Raw genomic sequence first — 19,064 nt, forward strand, 5'->3', positions numbered from 1 at the left:
CCTTTTGTTGATCAACAGCAGCCGAGCATGGGCTCGGCTCTACACGGTCCGGCAGGCCCTGAACCGGCTCCGCGGGAATCAGCATCCCGCCACCGTCACTGGCCGCTGCGCCTGGCCGACCCCATGCAGGGGGGATACTGAGACGGAAAACCGCTGATGATCCCGTTGTCGATCCTTGACCTGGCCCCGGTCTGCGAGGGCAGTGACACCACCGCCGCCTTCGCCAACATGCTGGAACTGGCCCAGCACGCCGATGCGCTGGGCTACCGCCGTTACTGGCTGGCCGAACACCACAACATGCCCGGCATCGCCAGCGCGGCCACGGCCGTGCTGATCGGCCACGTCGCGGGCGGCACCCGGCGTATCCGCGTCGGTGCCGGCGGCATCATGCTGCCCAACCATGCGCCGCTGCAGGTGGCCGAGCAGTTCGGCACGCTGGCTTCGCTGTATCCGGACCGCATCGATCTCGGCCTCGGCCGTGCGCCGGGCACCGATCAGCCCACCGCGCGTGCACTGCGCCGCTACTTCGACAGCGCCGACCAGTTCCCGCAGGACGTGCGCGAACTGCTGCACTACTTCGAGCCGGTACAGCCCGGGCAGGCGGTGCAGGCGGTTCCGGGCGGTGGCCTGCGGGTGCCGACCTGGATCCTGGGGTCCAGCCTGTTCGGCGCGCGCATGGCCGCCGCGATGGGCCTGCCCTATGCGTTCGCCTCGCACTTCGCGCCCGACGCCATGGACGAGGCGCTGGCGGTGTACCGCCGCGAGTTCCGCCCCTCGGCCACGTTGAAGCAGCCGCACGCGATGCTGGCCCTGAATGTCGTCGCCAGTGACAGCGAGGCTGAATCGCGCCGCCTGTTCACCAGCCAGCAGCAGAGTTTCGTCAACCTGCGCCGCGGCCGGCCGGGCAAGATTCCGGCGCCGATCGACGACATCGAAGCCTTCTGGGAGCCGCACGAAAGACTCGGCGTGGAGCGGGCCCTGGCCTGCACCGTGCTCGGCGATCCGCAGCAGGTGGCCGATGGCATCGCCGCGTTCGTAGAGCGGCACTCGCCGGACGAGCTGATGCTCACCGCCAACCTGTATGACCACCGCGCGCGCCTGCGTTCGTTCGAACTGGCGATGCAGGCCTGGCATGCCCGCCACGCGGGCTGAACAATGGCGTCACGGCCCGTTGCAGCCGCGACGGGTCTGATGGGGGCTCTTCCCATTGGAGCCTCCCATGGCGGATACCCGCGCCGAACACATCGCCCAGCTGGCAGAACTGATCAAGGACGTGGAGGTGGCGATGTTCACCACCACCGGCGTCGACGGACGACTCTACAGCCGGCCGCTGGCCACTCAGCAGGTCACCTTCGACGGTGACCTGTGGTTCGTCATCACCGCCGACAGCCCGAAGGTTGCCGAGATCGCGCTTGATCCGCACGTCAACGTGGCCTATGCCTCGCCGTCGAAGAACACCTACGTATCGGTGGCAGGGCGCGCGCGCATCGTTGATGACCGCGCGAAGATCGAGGAACTGTGGTCGCCGGCGATGAAACTGTTTTTCCCGGGCGGCAAGGACGACCCGAACCTGCGCCTGATCCACGTGCGGGCCGACTCGGCCGAGTATTGGGATGGTCCGGGCACGCTGCTGGGCAAGGCGTTGAATTTCGTGCTGTCGGCGGTGCAGGACGAGCCGGCGCAGTTGGCCGACAATGGCTTCATCGATCTTCGGTGAGGATCGATGTCCGGTATTGGTAGTGCCGGGCGCTGGCCGGCAGACCTGGAAACGTGGCAGCCGGCCAGCGGCCGGCTCTACCGGATTCCGGCTCAGAACCAGCGCTGGAACAGGTCCACCGTGTAGCCCACCAGCTGTCCCGAACTGAAGCCGAAGAACGCGATCGCCGCCAACGCGGCGATCCAGTTGAACAGCATCAGCGCGCCATCGCGTTCCAGCAGCGCCAGCGAGAACAGCAGCAGCTGGAAGCCGAACAGGAAGTTGGTGAAGGGAATCGGCAACGACAGCAGAAGGCCCAGCAGCACCAGCAGCAGGCCGCTGAAGGCGTGGGCGGGGAGGGGTGTCAACAGCTGCGGCAGGCGTGGCCTCAGCATCCTGTCCAGGCGCCGCAGTGGGCGGTCGATGCGGTCCAGGAAACGGTGCATGGTGCCGCGCTTGGGTCCGCGGCGGGCAATGAAGCCGGGCAGCCACGGCCGGCGCAGGCAGAACAGCATCTGCAGGCCGATCAGGATCACCAGCGGGCCGCTGACCGCGCCACCCATGCCCGGGATCGGGATGAACGAGGGCAGGATCGCCACGAACAGGAACACGCCGAACGCGCTCTGCTGCAGGTTGCTCAGGATCCGGCCGAGCGGCATGTGCTCGGCGGGGTCGCCGGAAGCGAACATCTCCAGCAGGGTGCGGATGCCCTCGTTGCGGTAGGCCGGGCGCTCGGCGCCTGGACCCTGGCCGGCCTCAGGCGGTGAGCTCATCGGCCTGCTCGTCGGACAGCGTGCGCAGCAGCAGCTTGTCCACCCGCGCACCGTCCAGGTCGACCACTTCGAAGCGCCAGCCGGCCCAGTCGAAGTACTCGCCTGCGTGCGGGATGCGGCCGAAGTAGTGGATGCACATGCCGGCCAGGGTGTAGTAATCGCCGTCCTCGGCATCGGGCAGCTCGTTGCTGCCGATCAGTTCGCGCAGGTCTTCGATCGGCAGCGAGCCGTCCACCAGCAGCGAACCGTCCTCGCGGGTCACCACCAGCGCGTCTTCATCGGCATTCTCCACCGCCTGCAGGCGGCCGACCACGGCGCCCATCAGGTCGCTGATGGTCACCAGGCCCTGGATCTCGCCGTACTCGTCCACCACCAGCGCCATCGACTGCTGTTCCTCGCGGAAGATCTCCAGCAGCTTCATCGCGTGGGTCGATTCGGACACGTAAAGCGGTTCGCGCAGGGTCTGGAACAGCGCGTTGTCGCCGCGCGCCATGCGCGTGGCCAGCGATTTCAGTTCAAGTACGCCGACCACGTCCATGTCGTTGTCGCGGTACACCGGGTACCGCGAGAACTCGTGCTCGGCCATGATTTCCAGGTTGCGCTCCAGCCCGGCCTGGGTGTCCAGCCAGGCAATGCGGTTGCGCGGGGTCATCAGGCTGTCGGCGGTGCGGTCGCCCAGGCGCATGACGCGGTTCATCATGTCACGCTCGTGGGCGTCGATCACACCGGCTTCGTGGCTCTCGGCCACCAGCATGCGGATCTCTTCTTCAGTCACCGAGGCGACTTCGTCCTTGCCCAGGCCGAACAGGCGCAGCACCAGCTGGGTGGTCTTGGACAGCAGCCAGACGAAGGGCAGGGCCAGCTTGGCCAGCCAGCTCATCGGCATCGCGACCAGGCCGGCAATGGCCTCCGAGCGGGTCAGCGCCAGGCGCTTGGGCACCAGTTCGCCGAAGATCAGCGTGATGAAGGTGATCAGGCTGACGGCCAGTGCGGTACCGATGTTGCCCGCGTACGCAAACCCCGGCATCAGCCCCTGGATCCAGCCGGCGAAGGCCTCGCCCAGCGCCTCACCGCCGAGGTAGCCGGTCAGCACGCCGATGACGGTGATGCCGATCTGCACGGTGGACAGGAAGCTCTCCGGCTTCTCGGACAGCTCCAGTGCCTTGGCCGCGCGCTTGGAGGTGGCAGCCATCTGCTTCAGGCGGCTCTTGCGCGAGGTCATGACCGACATCTCGGACATGGCGAAGAAGCCGTTCAGCAGAACAAGCGCGAAGACAATCAGGATCATTTCAAACACGGGCGTCGTCCCCGGTTGGTGGCAGGGAGGGCGGGTGCTGGCGATGGCGGCAGGCGCTCAGGAACGGGGTCCGGCGCGGCGCAGGGGGATAAGGGTCGTCGTCCATAAGGTGCGCCCGAAGGCGCGCTGGCATCTTAGCAAAGGGGCATGGCAGGGTGGCAACCGCCTGTTCAGGTTGGGGGTTCCAAGGCCTCGAAAGGGGGCGGGGATACCCGTGATGGTCATCTAGCCGTCATAATTCCGTCTGGTGCCGTCCTTCCCGCGACGGCTGACAGGTTTCTCAATGTTCTCTCTGCAGACCATTTTCGGTTCCGGCAAACAGTTCTACACCCTGCTCGATGAGGCTGCCGTCGCGGCTTCCGACGCCGCCAAGGCGCTGCATTCCATGCTGCGCGAGGCCGACCGCCAGCCCGCGCTGGACGCCTTCAAGCTGGCCCGCCTGCGCGAACGCGCGGCCTCGGACAAGATCAGCCAGGCGCTGGTGGACAGCTTCATGACCCCGATCGAGCGCGAAGACATCGAAGCGCTGGGCTCGGCGCTGTACAAGATTCCCAAGCAGATCGAGAAGTTCGCCGATCGCTATTCGCTGGCCACGACGCACCTGGAGCACATCGACTTCGCGCCGCGCGCGGCGATGCTCGAACAGGCCGCCGGCGTGGTGGTGGAGATGGTGGCCGATCTGCGCCACATGAACCTGGACCGGATGACCGCGCTCAACGAGAAGCTGCGCTCGCTGGAGAACGAGGCCGACCGCCTGATGCTCGAGCTGTACCGCGACATCTATTCGGGCCGCCTGGACAACCTGCAGATGTTCCTGCTGAAGGAGTTCTTCGAGATCCTGGAAAAGGCCATCGACCGCTGCCGCGAGGCTGGCGTGGTGGCGTACCAGATCGTGTTGAAGAACAGCTGACGGACGCCGCCGCATGTTGACCCTTGTCCTGGTGGTGATCCTGGCCGCGCTCGTTTTCGAGTTCATCAACGGCTTCCACGACACTGCCAACTCCATTGCCACCGTGGTGGCGACCAAGGTGCTCTCGCCCGGCTGGGCGGTGATGCTGGCCGCCTTCATGAACCTCATCGGTGCACTGACCGGTACCGCGGTGGCGCTGACCATCGCCTCGGGCCTGCTCAACACCAACGTGGTCGAGGTCACCCCGCAGGTGATCCTGTGCGCCCTGCTGGGCGGCATCATCTGGAACCTGATCACCTGGTGGAAGGGCCTGCCGTCCTCGTCCTCGCACGCCCTGATCGGTGGCCTCTGCGGCGCCGGCCTGGCTGCCGCCCACAACAACTGGGACGCGCTGATCTGGTCCGAGCGCCTGGGCAGCTGGGCGCAGAACAAGGGCCTGCTGTGGAAGGTGTTCGTGCCGATGATCACCTCGCCGATCGCCGGCTTCCTGCTCGGCATCGTGGTGATGGTGCTGCTGTGGGCGCTGATCGCCGGCCTGGCCAAGATCGGTGGTGCCATCGGCCGCCTGGCCCGTCCGCGCATCGTCAACGCCTTCTTCGGCAAGGCGCAGATCGCCTCGGCGGCCTACATGGGCTTCGCCCACGGCCACAACGACGCGCAGAAGACCATGGGCATCATCGCCATGACTCTGATCGGTGCCGAAGCCACCGGCGCATTGAACGACCTGCCGTCCTGGCTGGCCTTCATGCACCCGGACGCGCATGCCGGTGACGGCATCGCGATGTGGATCGTGCTGACCTGCGCGGTGGTGATGGCGGCCGGTACCGCTTCGGGCGGCTGGAAGATCATCAAGACCCTGGGCCACAAGATGGTCAAGCTGCACCCGATCCACGGCTTCGCCGCGGAGACCAGCTCGGCCACCATCCTGACCCTGGCGGCCCACTTCGGCATGCCGGTCTCGACCACGCACAGCATCTCCACCGCGATCATGGGCGTCGGCTTCGCCAAGAACCCGCGCTCGCTGAAGTTCGGCGTGATCGAGCGCATCGTCTGGGCCTGGATCCTGACCATCCCGGCGGCCGGTGGCTGTGCGTACCTGATCCTGAAGCTGTTCGAGCTGTTCGGCTGGACCTGATCGCCACGCCAAGGTTGCAAACGAAAAAGCCCGCCGTATCAGGCGGGCTTTTTCATGGGCAAGAATTTTCCGCACCCACCGTGTCGACCAAGGTCGACACCTACCAGAGCAGAACCAGGGTCAGAGCCCGTTGCCAAGCAACGGGATCCGCCCCCGTGCCGACCAACGGTCGGCACCCACCAACAGCCCTCAGGAAGCCAGCTTTTGCCGTTGCCGTTGCCGTGGCTGTCAGCGGGTGCCGGGCCGCAGGCCCGGCCAAACCCCTTCAATTACGCTGGAACAACGCCTGTACATCCTTGCGGAACGCCGCCTGGCTGTCCGCCCGGCTGTAGAACATGTGCCCGCCCGGATAACTGCGCACCTGCACCCGGTCCGGATTGCTGCCCATCGTCGGCATCTGGTCCACGGTCAGGATCGAGCCCATGAACGGGCACGACAGGTCGTTCCAGCCATGCACGATCAGCACCTGCAGATGCGGGTCGATCGCCACCGCCTGGCGCAGCTGGGTCACCGCACCCTGGCGCAGTTCGCCATTGCGGTCCCACAGCCGGTTCACGTCGTAGTTCAGCGCCTGGTAGCGCGCATCTACTTTCCAGCCGACCACGCGCGTCACGAAGTCGACCATCGCCGTGGTGGTCGGCGCGATGATGCTGTCCAGCAGTGGGTCGTTGGCGCGCTGCTCCGGATCATTCGGGAACGGATCGAACGCGGTCACGTTGGAGTCGTAGCGGCTGCCCAGCGTGCCCTTGTCGCGGAACACTTCACGCAGGTAGGCCTGGGTCTCCAGGCGCCCGCCAGCGCGGCGCACGAACTGCGGGTCCAGTCCGGTCAGCGCGGTGACCCGGCGCAGCATGGCTTCCGTAGCCTGCGGATCGCTGCGGCCCTTCATCAACGCGGTGGCGTAATCGCCACGGGTGTACTCCACCACCTCGCGCATCGCCGCATCGGTCAGCTTGCCCTGGCGCTCCAGGTGCGCCGCGGCGATCGACGGCAGCGTCTGCATCCACGCCATCGGCGAGACATCGGCGTTGTCTTCCAGGGTCGGGCTCAGGTAGGGCGAGACCAGCACCAGTCCGTTCATTGCCACGCCCAGCCGGGTCTGCAGGAAGTGGGTGATGCGCGGGCCGCGGTAGCCACCGTAGCTCTCGCCGGTCAGGTACTTGCGCGAGGCCATGCGCTGGTTGCGCAGCAGCCAGTCGTAGATCGAGCGCGACAGGTATTCGACGTCGGCACTGGGGTTGTAGAGCGCTTTCTTGGCTTCATCGTCGCCGATCCGCGCGCGGCTGAAGCCGGTACCGACCGGATCGATGAACACCAGATCGGTGAAGTCCAGCCAGGTGCCCGGGTTGTCGTGCAGGGTGGCCGGCGCCGATGCGCTGTCACCCTCGGAGCCGAAGGTCACCACCTTGGGCCCGATCGCGCCCATGTTGAGGTACACCGACGACGCACCGGGGCCGCCATTGAGCGCGAAGGTCACCGGCCGGTCCTTGCCCGGCATCGTGTAGGCGGTGAACACCACATCGGCGATCACCTTGCCCTTGGCATCGCGTACCGGCAGGGTGCCGACGGTGGCGGTGTAGTCCAGGGTGCGGCCGGCCAGGCGCATGCTCTGGCGGGCCGAGGCGTCGGCGGGCAGCGCAGGCGCTTCGGTCTTGTCGTCTTTCGGGTCGGGCTTGCCCTCGGCGTCGGACGCGGCCAGCACGCTGGCAGGGGCGATGAGCAGGCCGACGCAGAGCGCGGCAGTGTGCAGCAGGGACTTCATGGCACCGGTTCGGCAGCGGAAGGGGGTTCCGATGCTAGGCCGGTGGCGGGCCATGCCGTATGTGTCCAAAGGCATGGCCGTGCGTTGAGCCCGCTACTGGCCAGATTGGGTCAAGCGGGGAGGGTGGCTGCGGCGTCGTCATCGGCCAGCAGGCCGTAGACGGCCGAGTCGGCCAGCTGCCCCTGGATGCGCCAGCGCTGGCGCAGCACCCCCTCGCGGTGGAAGCCCAGGCGATCCAGCACGTGCGCGGACGGCGCATTGCGCGGGTCGATCTCGGCTTCCACCCGATGCAGGTGCAGGGTGCGGAACAGGTAGGCCAGTACCTGTTGCAGGGCCTCGTGCATATAGCCCTGGCCCTGGCGATCGGGTGCCAGCAGGTAGCCGATCTCGGCGCGCGCCGCATCGCGGTCCACCGCGAATACCACGCAGATGCCCAGCAGCGGACCTTCCAGCGATTCGCGCACGGCCAGCTTCAGCTGGGTGCCGATGGCATGGGCGGCGAGGTCATCGTCGATCTGCTCGCGCGCTTCGGCCAGTCGCGTCCAGGCTGGATGGTTCCACCATCGCATGACATCCGGGTTGGACTGCAGCGTGAACAGCGCGGCGGCGTCGTCACGACGGATCGGGCTCAGGACCAGCCGTGCACTGTGCAGCGGCAGGCCGGGGAACAGCAGCGAGTGGCTGGCCAATACGATGGTCCACACGGGTGGACGCGCATTATGGCGCTGCCGGGTTTGCCGATGGGGGCGGATGGGGTCGGAGCGCATGGGGTCGGATCCGTTTCCTGACAGGAAACGGCTCTGACCCCACTGCCGCCAACCGGGTCAGAGCCCTTTCCTGCGGAAAGGGATCCGACCCCGCTCCGGATCAGACTTCCAGCGAAGCCAGGTCGCCCTTCGACTCCAGCCAGCCCTTGCGGTCGGACGCGCGCTTCTTGGCCAGCAGCATGTCCATCAGCGAACGGGTCTGCTCGCCATCGTCCACGGTCAGTTGCACCAGGCGGCGCGTATCCGGATGGATGGTCGACTCGCGCAGCTGGTTCGGGTTCATCTCGCCCAGGCCCTTGAAGCGGGTGACGTTGACTGCGCCCTTGATCTTCTCGCGCTCGATCTTGTCCAGCATCGAACGCTTCTCTTCCTCATCCAGGGCGTAGAACACCTGCTTGCCCACGTCGATGCGGAACAGCGGCGGCATTGCCACGAACACGTGGCCGGCATCGACCAGCGCCGGGAAATGCCTGAGGAACAGCGCGGTCAGCAGGGTGGCGATATGCAGGCCGTCGGAGTCCGCGTCGGCCAGGATCACCACCTTGCCGTAGCGCAGGCCGGTGATGTCGTCCTTGCCGGGGTCGCAGCCGATGGCCACGGCCAGGTTGTGCACTTCTTCGGAGGCCAGCACGCTGTTGGACGACACTTCCCAGGTGTTGAGGATCTTGCCGCGCAGCGGCAGGATCGCCTGGAAATCCTTGTCGCGCGCCTGCTTGGCGCTGCCGCCTGCCGAGTCACCTTCCACCAGGAACAGCTCGGTGCGCGACAGGTCCTGGCTGATGCAGTCGGCCAGCTTGCCAGGCAGGGCCGGGCCCTGCGTGACCTTCTTGCGGACGACCAGCTTCTCGGTCTTCAGGCGCGCACTGGCGCGCTCGATGGCGATCTGCGCGATCTTCTCGCCCAGCTCCACGTTCTGGTTCAGCAACAGGCTGAACGCATCGTGCGCGGCGCCCTCTACAAAGCCGGCGGCCTGGCGCGAGGACAGGCGTTCCTTGGTCTGGCCGCTGAACTGCGGGTCGGTCATCTTCAGCGACAGCACGAACGACACCCGGTCCCACACGTCTTCCGGGGCCAGCTTGACGCCGCGTGGCAGCAGGTTGCGGAAGTCGCAGAACTCGCGCAGCGCCTCGGTCAGGCCGGTACGCAGGCCGTTGACATGGGTGCCATGCTGGGCGGTCGGAATCAGGTTGACATAGCTTTCCTGGACCAGCTCACCTTCCGGCAGCCAGGCCACGGCCCAGTCCACCACCTCGGTGTCCTTCTTGAGGTTGCCGACGAACAGGTCGGCCGGCAGCGATTCGCGCTCGCCCAGTTCCAGCTTCAGGTAGTCGCGCAGGCCGTCTTCGTAGTACCAGGTATCGACTTCACCGGTGGCTTCGTCGGTCAGCTTGACGGTCAGGCCCGGGCACAGCACGGCCTTGGCGCGCAGCAGGTGCTTCAACGCGCGCACTGCGAACTTGGGCGTGTCGAAGTACTTCGGGTCCGGCCAGAAGCGCACGCGGGTACCGGTGTTCTTCTTGCCGACGGTGCCGACCACCTCCAGCGGCGTGGCGCGGTCGCCATTGCGGAAGGTGATGCGGTGTTCGGCACCTTCGCGCTTGATGTGCACCTCCACCAGGGTCGACAGCGCGTTGACCACGCTGACGCCGACGCCATGCAGGCCGCCGGAGAAGGTGTAGTTGTTGTTGCTGAACTTGCCGCCTGCATGCAGGCGGGTGAGGATCAGTTCGACGCCCGGGATCTTCTCTTCCGGATGGATGTCCACCGGCATGCCGCGGCCGTCATCGCTGACCTCCACGCTGCCGTCCTTGTACAGGGTGATCTCGATCGAGCGGGCATGGCCGGCGAGGGCCTCGTCCACCGAGTTGTCGATCACTTCCTGCGCCAGGTGGTTCGGGCGCGCGGTGTCGGTATACATGCCGGGACGGCGCTTGACCGGGTCAAGGCCGGACAGGACTTCAATATCGGCGGCGTTATAGCGGGCGTTCATCTATCTTCTAAAGCGCGGAGCGACGCGCAAGTGTGCGGTCTGGACGGCGATTTTGCACGCCTGCGGTTCAGCCTCGGCGCCGGGGAGGGGGTAAAATGGCAGCCGCTGGAATCTGAACGCCGGCGGCCCCATCGGGTCGAAACATCCAAGCCATACCGCGAGGAGGACCTCATGAAGAAGTTGCTGACCGTTGCAATCCTGGCCGCTGCCGCCGTTGCAGTGCCGCTGGTGGTGGCGCAGAACGCGGGCCAGCCGGCCCCGCAGCAGGGTGACCAGGCCGACAAGGCGCAGGCCGAGGCCGATGCCAAGGCCAAGCGTCGTGCCCAGGCCAATGCCGAAATGAAGGCGCAGGGCCAGCCGGCCCCGCAGAAGGAAGAAGAGGAAGAAGCGCGCAAGAAGCGCTGATCCCGCAACCTGCCAAGCGCCCTTGCGACAAGGGGTGCGCAACGGAACGCCCCGCTCAGCGGGGCGTTTCTTTTTAGGAACGTGGCGTCTGCCCCTTGGGTTGGCGGCCATCAATCTGTAAACTATGGCTTTCCGGGAGTAAGTGCGTGTCCACCCTTTGCGAATGGGCTGGAGCGGCCAAGCGTGGCTTCCAGCATGGCGGGTCGCAGGTGACGGTCGATTTGGCCGGCACGGCCGCCCCGACCTCGCACGATGGTCCCCGTCCGGCGCCTGCCGCCGCACGGATCCGCACCTCCCTCGCTGTCCCAGCGAACCGGAAAACCCCCTCCGAGCACCATGCCCGCCCTCCGGGTGCGCGTGGTGTTGCCGTGTTCCATTTCCAGACAGGATGCTTGCAGCCATGACTCCCTTGATTTTCGTAACCGGCGGCGTGGTGTCCTCGCTCGGCAAAGGCATTGCCGCCGCGTCGCTGGCCGCCATTCTCGAAGCCCGTGGCCTGAAGGTCACGATGATGAAGCTCGACCCGTACATCAACGTCGACCCGGGCACCATGAGCCCGTTCCAGCACGGTGAGGTGTATGTCACCGACGACGGCGCCGAGACCGACCTCGACCTGGGCCACTACGAGCGCTTCGTGCGCACCCGCCTGAGCCGCAAGAACTCGGTCACCACCGGCCGCATCTACGAGAACGTGATCCGCAAGGAGCGCCGCGGCGACTACCTGGGCGCGACCGTGCAGGTCATTCCGCACATCACCGACGAGATCCGCCGCTGCATCGACGAAGCCACCGAAGGCTACGACGTGGCGCTGGTCGAGATCGGTGGCACCGTCGGCGACATCGAGTCGCTGCCGTTCCTGGAAGCGATCCGCCAGGTGCGCACCGAGCGTGGCCCGGAGAAGGCGCTGTTCATGCACCTCACCCTGGTGCCGTACATCGGCGCCGCCGGTGAGCTGAAGACCAAGCCGACCCAGCATTCGGTGAAGGAACTGCGTTCGATCGGCATCCAGCCGGACGTGCTGCTGTGCCGTTCCGAGCAGGCCGTGCCGGATTCGGAGCGCCGCAAGATCGCCCAGTTCACCAACGTCTCCGAGCGCGCAGTGATCAGCGTGCCGGACGTGGACGTGCTGTATCGCATTCCGTCGGGCCTGCACGCGCAGGGCCTGGACGAGATCGTGGTCAACCAGCTGAAGCTGGCCGACAAGGCCGGTCCGGTCGATCTGTCGATGTGGGAGGACGCAGTCGATGCGACCCTGCATCCGCTGGATGAAGTGACCATCGCCGTGGTTGGCAAGTACGTGGATCACCAGGATGCCTACAAGTCGGTCGGCGAAGCACTGAAGCACGGCGGCCTGCGCCAGCGCACCAAGGTCAACCTGAAGTGGCTGGAAGCACAGGATCTGGAAGGCACCGACATGGCCGCACTGGCCGATGTCGACGGCATCCTGGTGCCGGGTGGCTTCGGTGACCGTGGTTTCGAAGGCAAGGTGCTGACCTCGAAGTTCGCCCGCGAGCAGCACGTGCCGTACTTCGGCATCTGCTACGGCATGCAGGCGGCCGTCGTCGATTACGCGCGCAACGTGGTCGGCCTGGAAGGCGCCAACAGCACCGAGAACGACCGCCAGTCGCCGAACCCGGTGATCGGCCTGATCACCGAATGGCGCACCGCCACCGGCGATGTCGAGAAGCGTGACGACAAGAGCGACCTCGGCGGCACCATGCGCCTGGGCCTGCAGGAACAGCGCCTGAAGCCGGGCACGCTGGCCCGTGAGCTGTACGGCAAGGACGTCGTCGCCGAGCGCCACCGCCACCGCTACGAGTTCAACAACCGTTACCGCACCCAGCTGGAAGATGCCGGCTTGGTGATCGCCGGCAAGTCGATGGACGACACCCTGGTGGAAGTGGTCGAACTGCCGCGCGACGCGCATCCGTGGTTCCTGGCCTGCCAGGCGCACCCGGAATTCCTGTCCACGCCGCGTGACGGCCACCCGCTGTTCATCGGTTTCATCCGTGCCGCGCGCGAGCGCAAGGCCGGCGGCAAGCTGCTTTCCGAAGCGCGCGCCTGACTTGTGAATGGGGGCTTCGGCCCCCATCCTGCATGCTTCAACCCCCAGCGCACCGGCCCGGCCGGTGCTGCGGACAACAAGGAAACGCCATGAAACTGTGTGGATTCGAGGTCGGGCTGGACCAGCCCCTGTTCCTGATCGCCGGCCCCTGCGTGATCGAGTCGATGCAGCTGCAGCTCGATACCGCCGGCAAGCTGAAGGAAGTCACCGACAAGCTCGGCGTCAACTTCATCTTCAAGTCCAGCTTCGACAAGGCCAACCGCACCTCGGGCACCGCGTTCCGCGGCCCGGGCATGGAAGAGGGCCTGAAGGTCCTGGCCGAGGTCAGGAAGCAGATCGGTGTGCCGGTGCTGACCGACGTCCATGAGTACACCCCGATGGACGAAGTGGCCTCGGTGGTGGATGTGCTGCAGACCCCGGCGTTCCTGGTCCGCCAGACCGACTTCATCCGCAAGGTGTGCTCGGCCGGCAAGCCGGTCAACATCAAGAAGGGCCAGTTCCTGGCGCCTTGGGACATGAAGCCGGTCGTGGAGAAGGCCAAGGCCACCGGCAACGAGCAGATCATGGTCTGCGAGCGCGGTGCCAGCTTCGGCTACAACAACCTGGTCAGCGACATGCGCTCGTTGGCGGTGATGCGCGATACCGGTTGCCCGGTGGTGTTCGATGCCACCCACTCGGTGCAGTTGCCGGGCGGGCAGGGCACCAGTTCCGGTGGCCAGCGTGAGCACGTGCCGGTGCTGGCCCGTGCTGCCGTCGCGGTGGGCATCTCCGGCCTGTTCGCCGAGACCCATCCGGATCCGTCCAAGGCCCTGTCCGATGGTCCCAACGCGTGGCCGCTGGACCAGATGGAAGCGCTGCTCGAGACCCTGATGGAGCTCGACGCGGTGACCAAGAAGCACGGCTTCTCGCGCTTCGCGTGAGTCGTGACCCGAGGGTGGCGCTGGAAGCCCAGCGTCATCGCCGGCACTGGAAACAGTGGCCCTGGGGCCTGATCGCACTGGGCCTGGCCGTGCTGTTCACCGTGGGCATGTTTGGCCTGGTGCTGATCGGTGCGGCGTCGGTGCGCCCCCCGGGTGATGGCAGCAGCGCGCTTGATCTGCGTGCGTATTTCATTGCGCTGCTGGTCGCGGAGCTGCTCGGTGCCGCGGGCTGCCTCGCGGCCGCGGTGCTGGCCTGGCGGCTGAATCGCGGCAAGGTGGCGGCTGGCTTTGCGATCATCCTGCTTTCGCTGTGGCTCGGCGCCCTGTTCTACGGATTGCTTTGATGAATACGAGCACGTCGGCGCGCGGCTGGCCCTGGGGCCTTGTCGCGCTGGGGCTGTCCGTGCTCGCCTGGGCGTCCCTGCTGCTGGGAGTAATGGCCTTTGCGGCCAGCTTCGGCTCGCCGGGTGACGGAAACCATGGCATCCAGGCCATGCAGTACTGGATCGTGGCCGCGCTGGTCGCGCTGGGTGTGTCTTTCGTCGGCAGCCTGGTGGCGATGGTGCTCGCCTGGCGACGCCGTCGTGGACCCGTCGCGGCGGCGGTGGCCGGTGCGTTGCTGGTGATGCTGGTGTCGCTGGCCCTGATCGTGATCGGGTCCAGCCGGGGCTGATGCCGCCCAGGCCATTTGGCAAGTGGCGGGCAGCCGGGGATAATCACGCGGCATTCGTTTTGTCGCCCCCTCTCCAGACAGGTAACCGGCCCGACCATGAGTACGATCCGCAGCATCCACGCCCGTGAAATCCTTGACAGCCGTGGCAACCCCACGCTGGAAGCCGAAGTCATCCTGGAGGACGGTTCGTTCGGTCGTGCCGCGGTTCCCTCCGGCGCCTCGACCGGCACCAAGGAAGCGGTCGAGCTGCGTGACGGTGACAAGACCCGTTACCTGGGCAAGGGCGTGCGCAAGGCCGTCGACAACGTCAACACCACGATTGTCGCCGCGCTGAAGGGCTTTGAGGCTACCGACCAGGCCGGCCTCGACCGTCGCCTGATCGATCTGGACGGCACCGAGAACAAGGGCCGCCTGGGTGCCAACGCGCTGCTGGGTGTTTCAATGGCCGCCGCGCATGCCGCCGCTGCATCGAACAAGCAGGCACTGTGGCAGTACCTGGCTGCCAGGACCGGCGTGACCCCGGCGCTGCCGGTGCCGATGATGAACATCATCAATGGCGGCGCGCATGCCGACAACAACGTCGACTTCCAGGAGTTCATGGTGCTGCCGGTCGGCTTCACCTCGTTCTCCGAAGCGCTGCGTGCCGGTACCGAAATCTTCCATTCGCTGAAGTCGGTGCTGAAGGGCCATGGCCTGAGCACCGCGGTCGGCGACGAAGGTGGCTTCGCGCCGGACTTCCGCAGCAACGTCGAAGCGCTGGACACCATTCTCGAAGCGATCGGCAAGGCGGGCTACACCGCCGGCGAAGACGTGCTGCTGGGCCTGGACGTGGCCTCCAGCGAGTTCTTCGAGAACGGCAAGTACAACCTGGTCGGCGAGAACAAGCGCCTGACCTCCGAGCAGTTCGTCGACTTCCTCGCCGACTGGGCCGCGCAGTACCCGATCATCACGATTGAAGATGGCCTGGCCGAGAATGACTGGGCCGGCTGGAAGCTGCTGACCGACCGCATCGGCAAGAAGGTGCAGCTGGTCGGCGACGACCTGTTCGTGACCAACCCGAAGATCTTCCAGGAAGGCATCGACTCGGGCACCGCCAACGCGATCCTGATCAAGGTCAACCAGATCGGCACCCTCAGCGAAACCCTGGAAGCGATCGCCATGGCCGACCGTGCCGGCTACGCCGCCGTGGTCTCGCACCGTTCGGGCGAAACCGAAGACACCACCATCGCCGACATCGCAGTGGCCACCACTGCCACCCAGATCAAGACCGGTTCGCTGTGCCGCAGCGATCGCGTGGCCAAGTACAACCAGCTGCTGCGCATCGAGGAAGCCCTCGGCGCCGGCGCGCGTTACGCCGGTCGTGACGCGTTCGTTTCGCTGAAGCGCTGAGCCGATGCGCGACTGGCGCTGGATGCTGCTGGTGCTGGCCCTGTTGCTGGGCTGGCTGCAGTACCGCTTCTGGTTTGGTCCGGGCAATTCGGGTGAAGTGATGATGCTCGAAGCCCAGGTCGCCAACCAGGAGCGGGACAATGAGGGCCTGCAGCAGCGCAATGATGCGCTCGCTGCGGAAGTGAAGGACCTCAAGGAAGGCCAGTCCGCCATCGAGGAACGCGCGCGCAGCGAGCTGGGCATGATCAAGCCCGGCGAGAAGTTCTATCGCGTGGTCGAGGATGCGCCGGTCCACCCGGCGCAGCCTGCGGCAGGTGTCAGTGCGCAGGTTGGCGACCACCCGGCGGACGTGCCATGAGTGCGGCGATCTGGGTCGTGGTTCCGGCTGCTGGCCGTGGCACCCGCTTTGGCGCGCCGTTGCCCAAGCAGTACCTGCAGGCGGGCGGGCAGATCCTGCTTGCCCATACCCTGGACGCCCTGCTGGCGCACCCGGCCGTGGCCGGGGCGATGGTGGTGATCGGCCCGGACGACGCCGACTGGCCCGGCTGGAACGAGTGGGCGGGCAAGTCGGTGCTGACCTGCATCGGTGGCGCGACCCGTGCCGCTTCGGTGCTGGCTGGCCTGCAGGCGCTGCCGGAGACGGTGCGCGCTGATGAATTCGTGCTGGTCCACGATGCCGCGCGGCCGAACCTGTCCCTGGTCGATCTCGGCCGCCTGCTTGAAGTCGGTCGTGCCGATCCGGTCGGGGCGATCCTGGCCGCACCGGTACGCGACACCCTCAAGCGTGCGGGCGACGACGGTGGCATCGATGGCACCGAGCCGCGCGAGCGGCTGTGGCGCGCACTGACACCACAACTGTTCCGCCGCCACCAGCTCAGCCGCGCGCTGTCCGAAGCCGCCGCCGCCGGTGTTGAAGTCACCGATGAGGCCATGGCCATGGAGCGCCAGGGCCAGCGCCCGCTGCTGGTCGAGGGCAGCGAGGACAACTTCAAGGTCACCACCCCGGCCGATCTGGACCGGTTCGAATTCGTACTTTCCCGCCGCGCCGGCTGACCGTCCGCGCGGCCCTGCAGCAAGGGTTGCATCCATGAGCACCGCACCGTTCCCGCCCGTCCGCATCGGCCAGGGCTACGACGTCCATGCCTTCGGTGAAGGCGACCACATCATGCTCGGCGGGGTGAACGTGCCGCACAGCTGCGGCGTGCTTGCACACAGCGACGGCGACGTGATCCTGCACGCCCTGTGCGATGCGATGCTCGGCGCGCTGGCGCTGGGTGACATCGGCCAGCATTTCCCGCCCAGTGACGACCGCTGGAAGGGCGCCGACAGTAGCGAGTTCGTGCGCCACTGCGACAGCCTGCTGCGCGAGCGCGGCTGGCGCGTCGGCAACACCGACATCACCGTGATCTGCGAGCGTCCGAAGGTCGGCCCGCATGCGCTGGCCATGCGTGAGCGCATCGGTGGGTTGCTGCAGCTGCCGCTGGACGCGGTCAGCGTCAAGGCCACCACCTCGGAGAAGCTGGGCTTCACCGGCCGTGGTGAAGGCATCGCCGCGCAGGCGGTCGTGTTGCTGGTGGCGGCATGATCCCGCTGCCGTTGGCGTTTGGTGCGCCGTTGTTGACGGCGCGCATCCGCACCACGCCGGACGATTTCCAGGTGGATGAACTGCCGGCGTTCGAGGCGAGCGGTGAAGGCGAGCATCTGCTGCTGCACATCCGCAAGCGCGGCGCCAACACCGTGCATGTGGCCAAGGTGCTGGCAAAATGGGCGGGCCTGCCGGAAATGGCGGTGAGTTACGCCGGCATGAAAGACCGTCACGCGGTCACCACCCAGCGTTTCAGCGTGCACCTGCCCAAGCGCATTGCGCCGGACCTGGCCGAGTTGGCCAGTGACGAAATCGAAGTCATCGAGGCAACCTGGCACAACCGCAAGCTGCAGCGCGGCGCACTGGCCGGCAACCGCTTCAAGCTGGTGCTGCGCGAGGTGCAGGGCGATCCCGCCGCGATCAGCGAGCGCCTGCAGCAGATTGCCGCGCGCGGCCTGCCGAACTGGTTTGGTGAACAGCGTTTCGGCCGCGACGGTGGCAACGTGCCGGCTGCACTGGCGATGTTCGGTGGCCGCCGCATGCGCAAGGACCAGCGTTCGCTGCTGCTCTCTGCAGCCCGTTCGGCGCTGTTCAACCGCGTGCTGGCCGCGCGCGTGGAGCAGGGCAGCTGGGACCAGCCGCTCGATGGCGAAGTCTGGATGCTCGATGGCAGTCGCAGCGTGTTCGGCCCCGAGCCGTACACGGATGTGCTGGCCGAGCGGCTGGCGCGTTTCGACATCCATCCCAGCGCGCCGTTGTGGGGCGAAGGCGAGCTGCGCAGCACCGACGCTGCGCGTGAGCTGGAGCTGGCCGCGCTGGACGACGACGAGTCGAAGGCACTGCGGGCCGGCCTGGAAGATGCGCGCCTGAAGCAGGAGCGCCGCGCGTTGCGCCTGCGTCCGGCGCTGCTGCAGCACCAGTGGCTGGCCGACGACGTGCTGGAACTGTCGTTCGCGTTGCCGCCAGGCTGCTACGCCACCGCCGTGCTGCACGAACTCGGCCCCGTCGAAGACGCCTCGCAGGTCTGACAGAAAAAAGGGGACGGAGGGAATTAAGTCGTTTGTGGCACAAACGACTTAATTCCCTCCGTCCCCTTTTCAACGCCGCGCCAGCAGCACCAGTACCGCGCCGGTGCCGCCTTGTCCGGTCGGTGCCGAATGGAATGCCAGCACGTCGTTGCGCAGCCGCAGCAGGCGATCGACCAGGTTCTTCAGCACCGGTGCGCCGCCATCGGACTGCAGTCCCTTGCCGTGGATGATGCGCACGCAGCCGTACTCGTGTGCATGCGCTTCCAGCAGGAACTGGCGCAGCAGGGCTTCGGCCTGTGCGGCGGTGGCGCCGTGCAGATCCAGTTCGTCCTGCACCGAGTACTGGCCGCGCTTGAGGCGCTGGAACAGGCGTGGTGGCAGGTTGTCGCGGCGATAGCTGGCCACGTCGCCGGCTTCCAGTGGCGCACTGTCGCGCAGCAGCCGGGCGAACTCGCCGGCCGCTTCGGCCTCGTCACGTTCGGCCATGCGCGCACGCGGTTTCGGCCGGGGCGCGGCAGGTGCCGGCTCGGCATCCTTGCGCAGCGGCTTCACTTCGCCGATGGCCGCACGGAACAAGGCGGCCGGATCTTCATCATCAGGGTGCGACATGCGCACAGGGTAAACCGCCGGCGCAGGTCTGCCTATGACGGTTCGATGTCGGCCGTGACC

General features: G+C 66.7%; 20 protein-coding genes. 14 read left to right on the forward strand and 6 right to left on the reverse strand.

Features of this window, described 5'->3' with window-relative positions; translation table 11 throughout:
• The first annotated feature begins 156 nt into the window (after positions 1–156).
• Positions 157–1,152: an LLM class flavin-dependent oxidoreductase gene (locus ACT6SE_RS07510; RefSeq protein ID WP_046429897.1), complete on the forward strand. Its 996-nt coding sequence runs from the start codon at positions 157–159 to the stop codon at positions 1,150–1,152.
• Between the two features lie 67 nt (positions 1,153–1,219).
• Positions 1,220–1,717 carry a pyridoxamine 5'-phosphate oxidase family protein gene (locus ACT6SE_RS07515; protein ID WP_014646688.1) on the forward strand — a complete coding sequence of 166 codons (498 nt, stop codon included), beginning with the start codon at positions 1,220–1,222 and terminating at the stop codon, positions 1,715–1,717.
• Positions 1,718–1,809: 92 nt separating this feature from the next.
• On the opposite strand, the gene ACT6SE_RS07520 is transcribed toward ACT6SE_RS07515, so the two are convergent.
• The gene (locus ACT6SE_RS07520) at positions 1,810–2,469 is read right to left on the reverse strand and encodes an exopolysaccharide biosynthesis protein (protein ID WP_046429899.1); all 660 of its coding nucleotides are present in this window, start codon (positions 2,467–2,469) and stop codon (positions 1,810–1,812) included.
• The gene (locus tag ACT6SE_RS07525; protein ID WP_032959200.1) at positions 2,453–3,757 is read right to left on the reverse strand and encodes a hemolysin family protein; all 1,305 of its coding nucleotides are present in this window, start codon (positions 3,755–3,757) and stop codon (positions 2,453–2,455) included. Before ACT6SE_RS07525 ends, ACT6SE_RS07520 begins: the two co-directional genes overlap by 17 nt.
• A 292-nt stretch (positions 3,758–4,049) precedes the next feature.
• Here ACT6SE_RS07525 and ACT6SE_RS07530 point away from each other — a divergent pair, with 292 nt between their 5' ends.
• Complete coding sequence (locus ACT6SE_RS07530; protein WP_004152833.1) at positions 4,050–4,676, forward strand: DUF47 domain-containing protein; 627 nt, start codon at positions 4,050–4,052, stop codon at positions 4,674–4,676.
• A gap of 13 nt (positions 4,677–4,689) precedes the next feature.
• A complete protein-coding gene (locus ACT6SE_RS07535) occupies positions 4,690–5,811 on the forward strand; it encodes an inorganic phosphate transporter (protein ID WP_014646691.1) in 1,122 nt (373 codons plus the stop codon).
• A gap of 265 nt (positions 5,812–6,076) precedes the next feature.
• Here the strand turns inward: ACT6SE_RS07535 and ACT6SE_RS07540 are convergent, their stop codons facing one another.
• The 3 genes from ACT6SE_RS07540 to parE form a co-directional block, all read right to left on the reverse strand.
• Positions 6,077–7,573, reverse strand: coding sequence for a S10 family peptidase (locus ACT6SE_RS07540; RefSeq protein WP_046429900.1), 1,497 nt, complete (start codon positions 7,571–7,573; stop codon positions 6,077–6,079).
• Positions 7,574–7,683: 110 nt separating this feature from the next.
• Entirely contained in the window at positions 7,684–8,262 is a 579-nt protein-coding gene (locus ACT6SE_RS07545) for a GNAT family N-acetyltransferase (protein ID WP_046429987.1), read from the reverse strand.
• A 178-nt stretch (positions 8,263–8,440) separates the two neighbouring features.
• Positions 8,441–10,330: a DNA topoisomerase IV subunit B gene (gene parE / locus ACT6SE_RS07550; RefSeq protein WP_032959196.1), complete on the reverse strand. Its 1,890-nt coding sequence runs from the start codon at positions 10,328–10,330 to the stop codon at positions 8,441–8,443.
• 171 nt (positions 10,331–10,501) lie between these two features.
• Here parE and ACT6SE_RS07555 point away from each other — a divergent pair, with 171 nt between their 5' ends.
• The 10 genes from ACT6SE_RS07555 (at position 10,502) to truD (ending at position 18,395) form a co-directional block, all read left to right on the forward strand.
• Positions 10,502–10,735 carry a hypothetical protein gene (locus ACT6SE_RS07555; protein WP_014646695.1) on the forward strand — a complete coding sequence of 78 codons (234 nt, stop codon included), beginning with the start codon at positions 10,502–10,504 and terminating at the stop codon, positions 10,733–10,735.
• A 400-nt stretch (positions 10,736–11,135) separates the two neighbouring features.
• Positions 11,136–12,800 (forward strand): CTP synthase, encoded by a 1,665-nt coding sequence (locus tag ACT6SE_RS07560; protein ID WP_014646697.1) that lies wholly within the window; start codon positions 11,136–11,138, stop codon positions 12,798–12,800.
• Positions 12,801–12,889: 89 nt separating this feature from the next.
• Positions 12,890–13,720 (forward strand): 3-deoxy-8-phosphooctulonate synthase, encoded by an 831-nt coding sequence (gene kdsA / locus ACT6SE_RS07565; RefSeq protein WP_005408999.1) that lies wholly within the window; start codon positions 12,890–12,892, stop codon positions 13,718–13,720.
• Entirely contained in the window at positions 13,717–14,064 is a 348-nt protein-coding gene (locus tag ACT6SE_RS07570; protein ID WP_032959194.1) for a hypothetical protein, read from the forward strand. Before kdsA ends, ACT6SE_RS07570 begins: the two co-directional genes overlap by 4 nt.
• Positions 14,064–14,393 carry a hypothetical protein gene (locus ACT6SE_RS07575; protein ID WP_046429902.1) on the forward strand — a complete coding sequence of 110 codons (330 nt, stop codon included), beginning with the start codon at positions 14,064–14,066 and terminating at the stop codon, positions 14,391–14,393. The genes ACT6SE_RS07570 and ACT6SE_RS07575 overlap by 1 nt, the downstream gene beginning before the upstream one ends.
• Positions 14,394–14,489: 96 nt before the next feature.
• Positions 14,490–15,782: a phosphopyruvate hydratase gene (gene eno, locus ACT6SE_RS07580; protein WP_046429903.1), complete on the forward strand. Its 1,293-nt coding sequence runs from the start codon at positions 14,490–14,492 to the stop codon at positions 15,780–15,782.
• A gap of 4 nt (positions 15,783–15,786) precedes the next feature.
• Positions 15,787–16,140: a cell division protein FtsB gene (ftsB, locus tag ACT6SE_RS07585; protein WP_005412924.1), complete on the forward strand. Its 354-nt coding sequence runs from the start codon at positions 15,787–15,789 to the stop codon at positions 16,138–16,140.
• A complete protein-coding gene (gene ispD, locus ACT6SE_RS07590) occupies positions 16,137–16,835 on the forward strand; it encodes a 2-C-methyl-D-erythritol 4-phosphate cytidylyltransferase (RefSeq protein WP_014646701.1) in 699 nt (232 codons plus the stop codon). The genes ftsB and ispD overlap by 4 nt, the downstream gene beginning before the upstream one ends.
• Before the next feature lie 34 nt (positions 16,836–16,869).
• Positions 16,870–17,367: a 2-C-methyl-D-erythritol 2,4-cyclodiphosphate synthase gene (ispF, locus tag ACT6SE_RS07595; protein ID WP_014646702.1), complete on the forward strand. Its 498-nt coding sequence runs from the start codon at positions 16,870–16,872 to the stop codon at positions 17,365–17,367.
• Positions 17,364–18,395 carry a tRNA pseudouridine(13) synthase TruD gene (gene truD, locus ACT6SE_RS07600; RefSeq protein WP_046429904.1) on the forward strand — a complete coding sequence of 344 codons (1,032 nt, stop codon included), beginning with the start codon at positions 17,364–17,366 and terminating at the stop codon, positions 18,393–18,395. Before ispF ends, truD begins: the two co-directional genes overlap by 4 nt.
• A gap of 69 nt (positions 18,396–18,464) precedes the next feature.
• Here truD and ACT6SE_RS07605 read toward each other — a convergent pair whose 3' ends face one another.
• The gene (locus ACT6SE_RS07605) at positions 18,465–19,004 is read right to left on the reverse strand and encodes a Smr/MutS family protein (RefSeq protein ID WP_032959185.1); all 540 of its coding nucleotides are present in this window, start codon (positions 19,002–19,004) and stop codon (positions 18,465–18,467) included.
• Positions 19,005–19,064: the final 60 nt, after the last annotated feature.

The organism is Stenotrophomonas sp. LC732, assembly GCF_052446685.1.
Lineage (GTDB): Bacteria > Pseudomonadota > Gammaproteobacteria > Xanthomonadales > Xanthomonadaceae > Stenotrophomonas > Stenotrophomonas muris.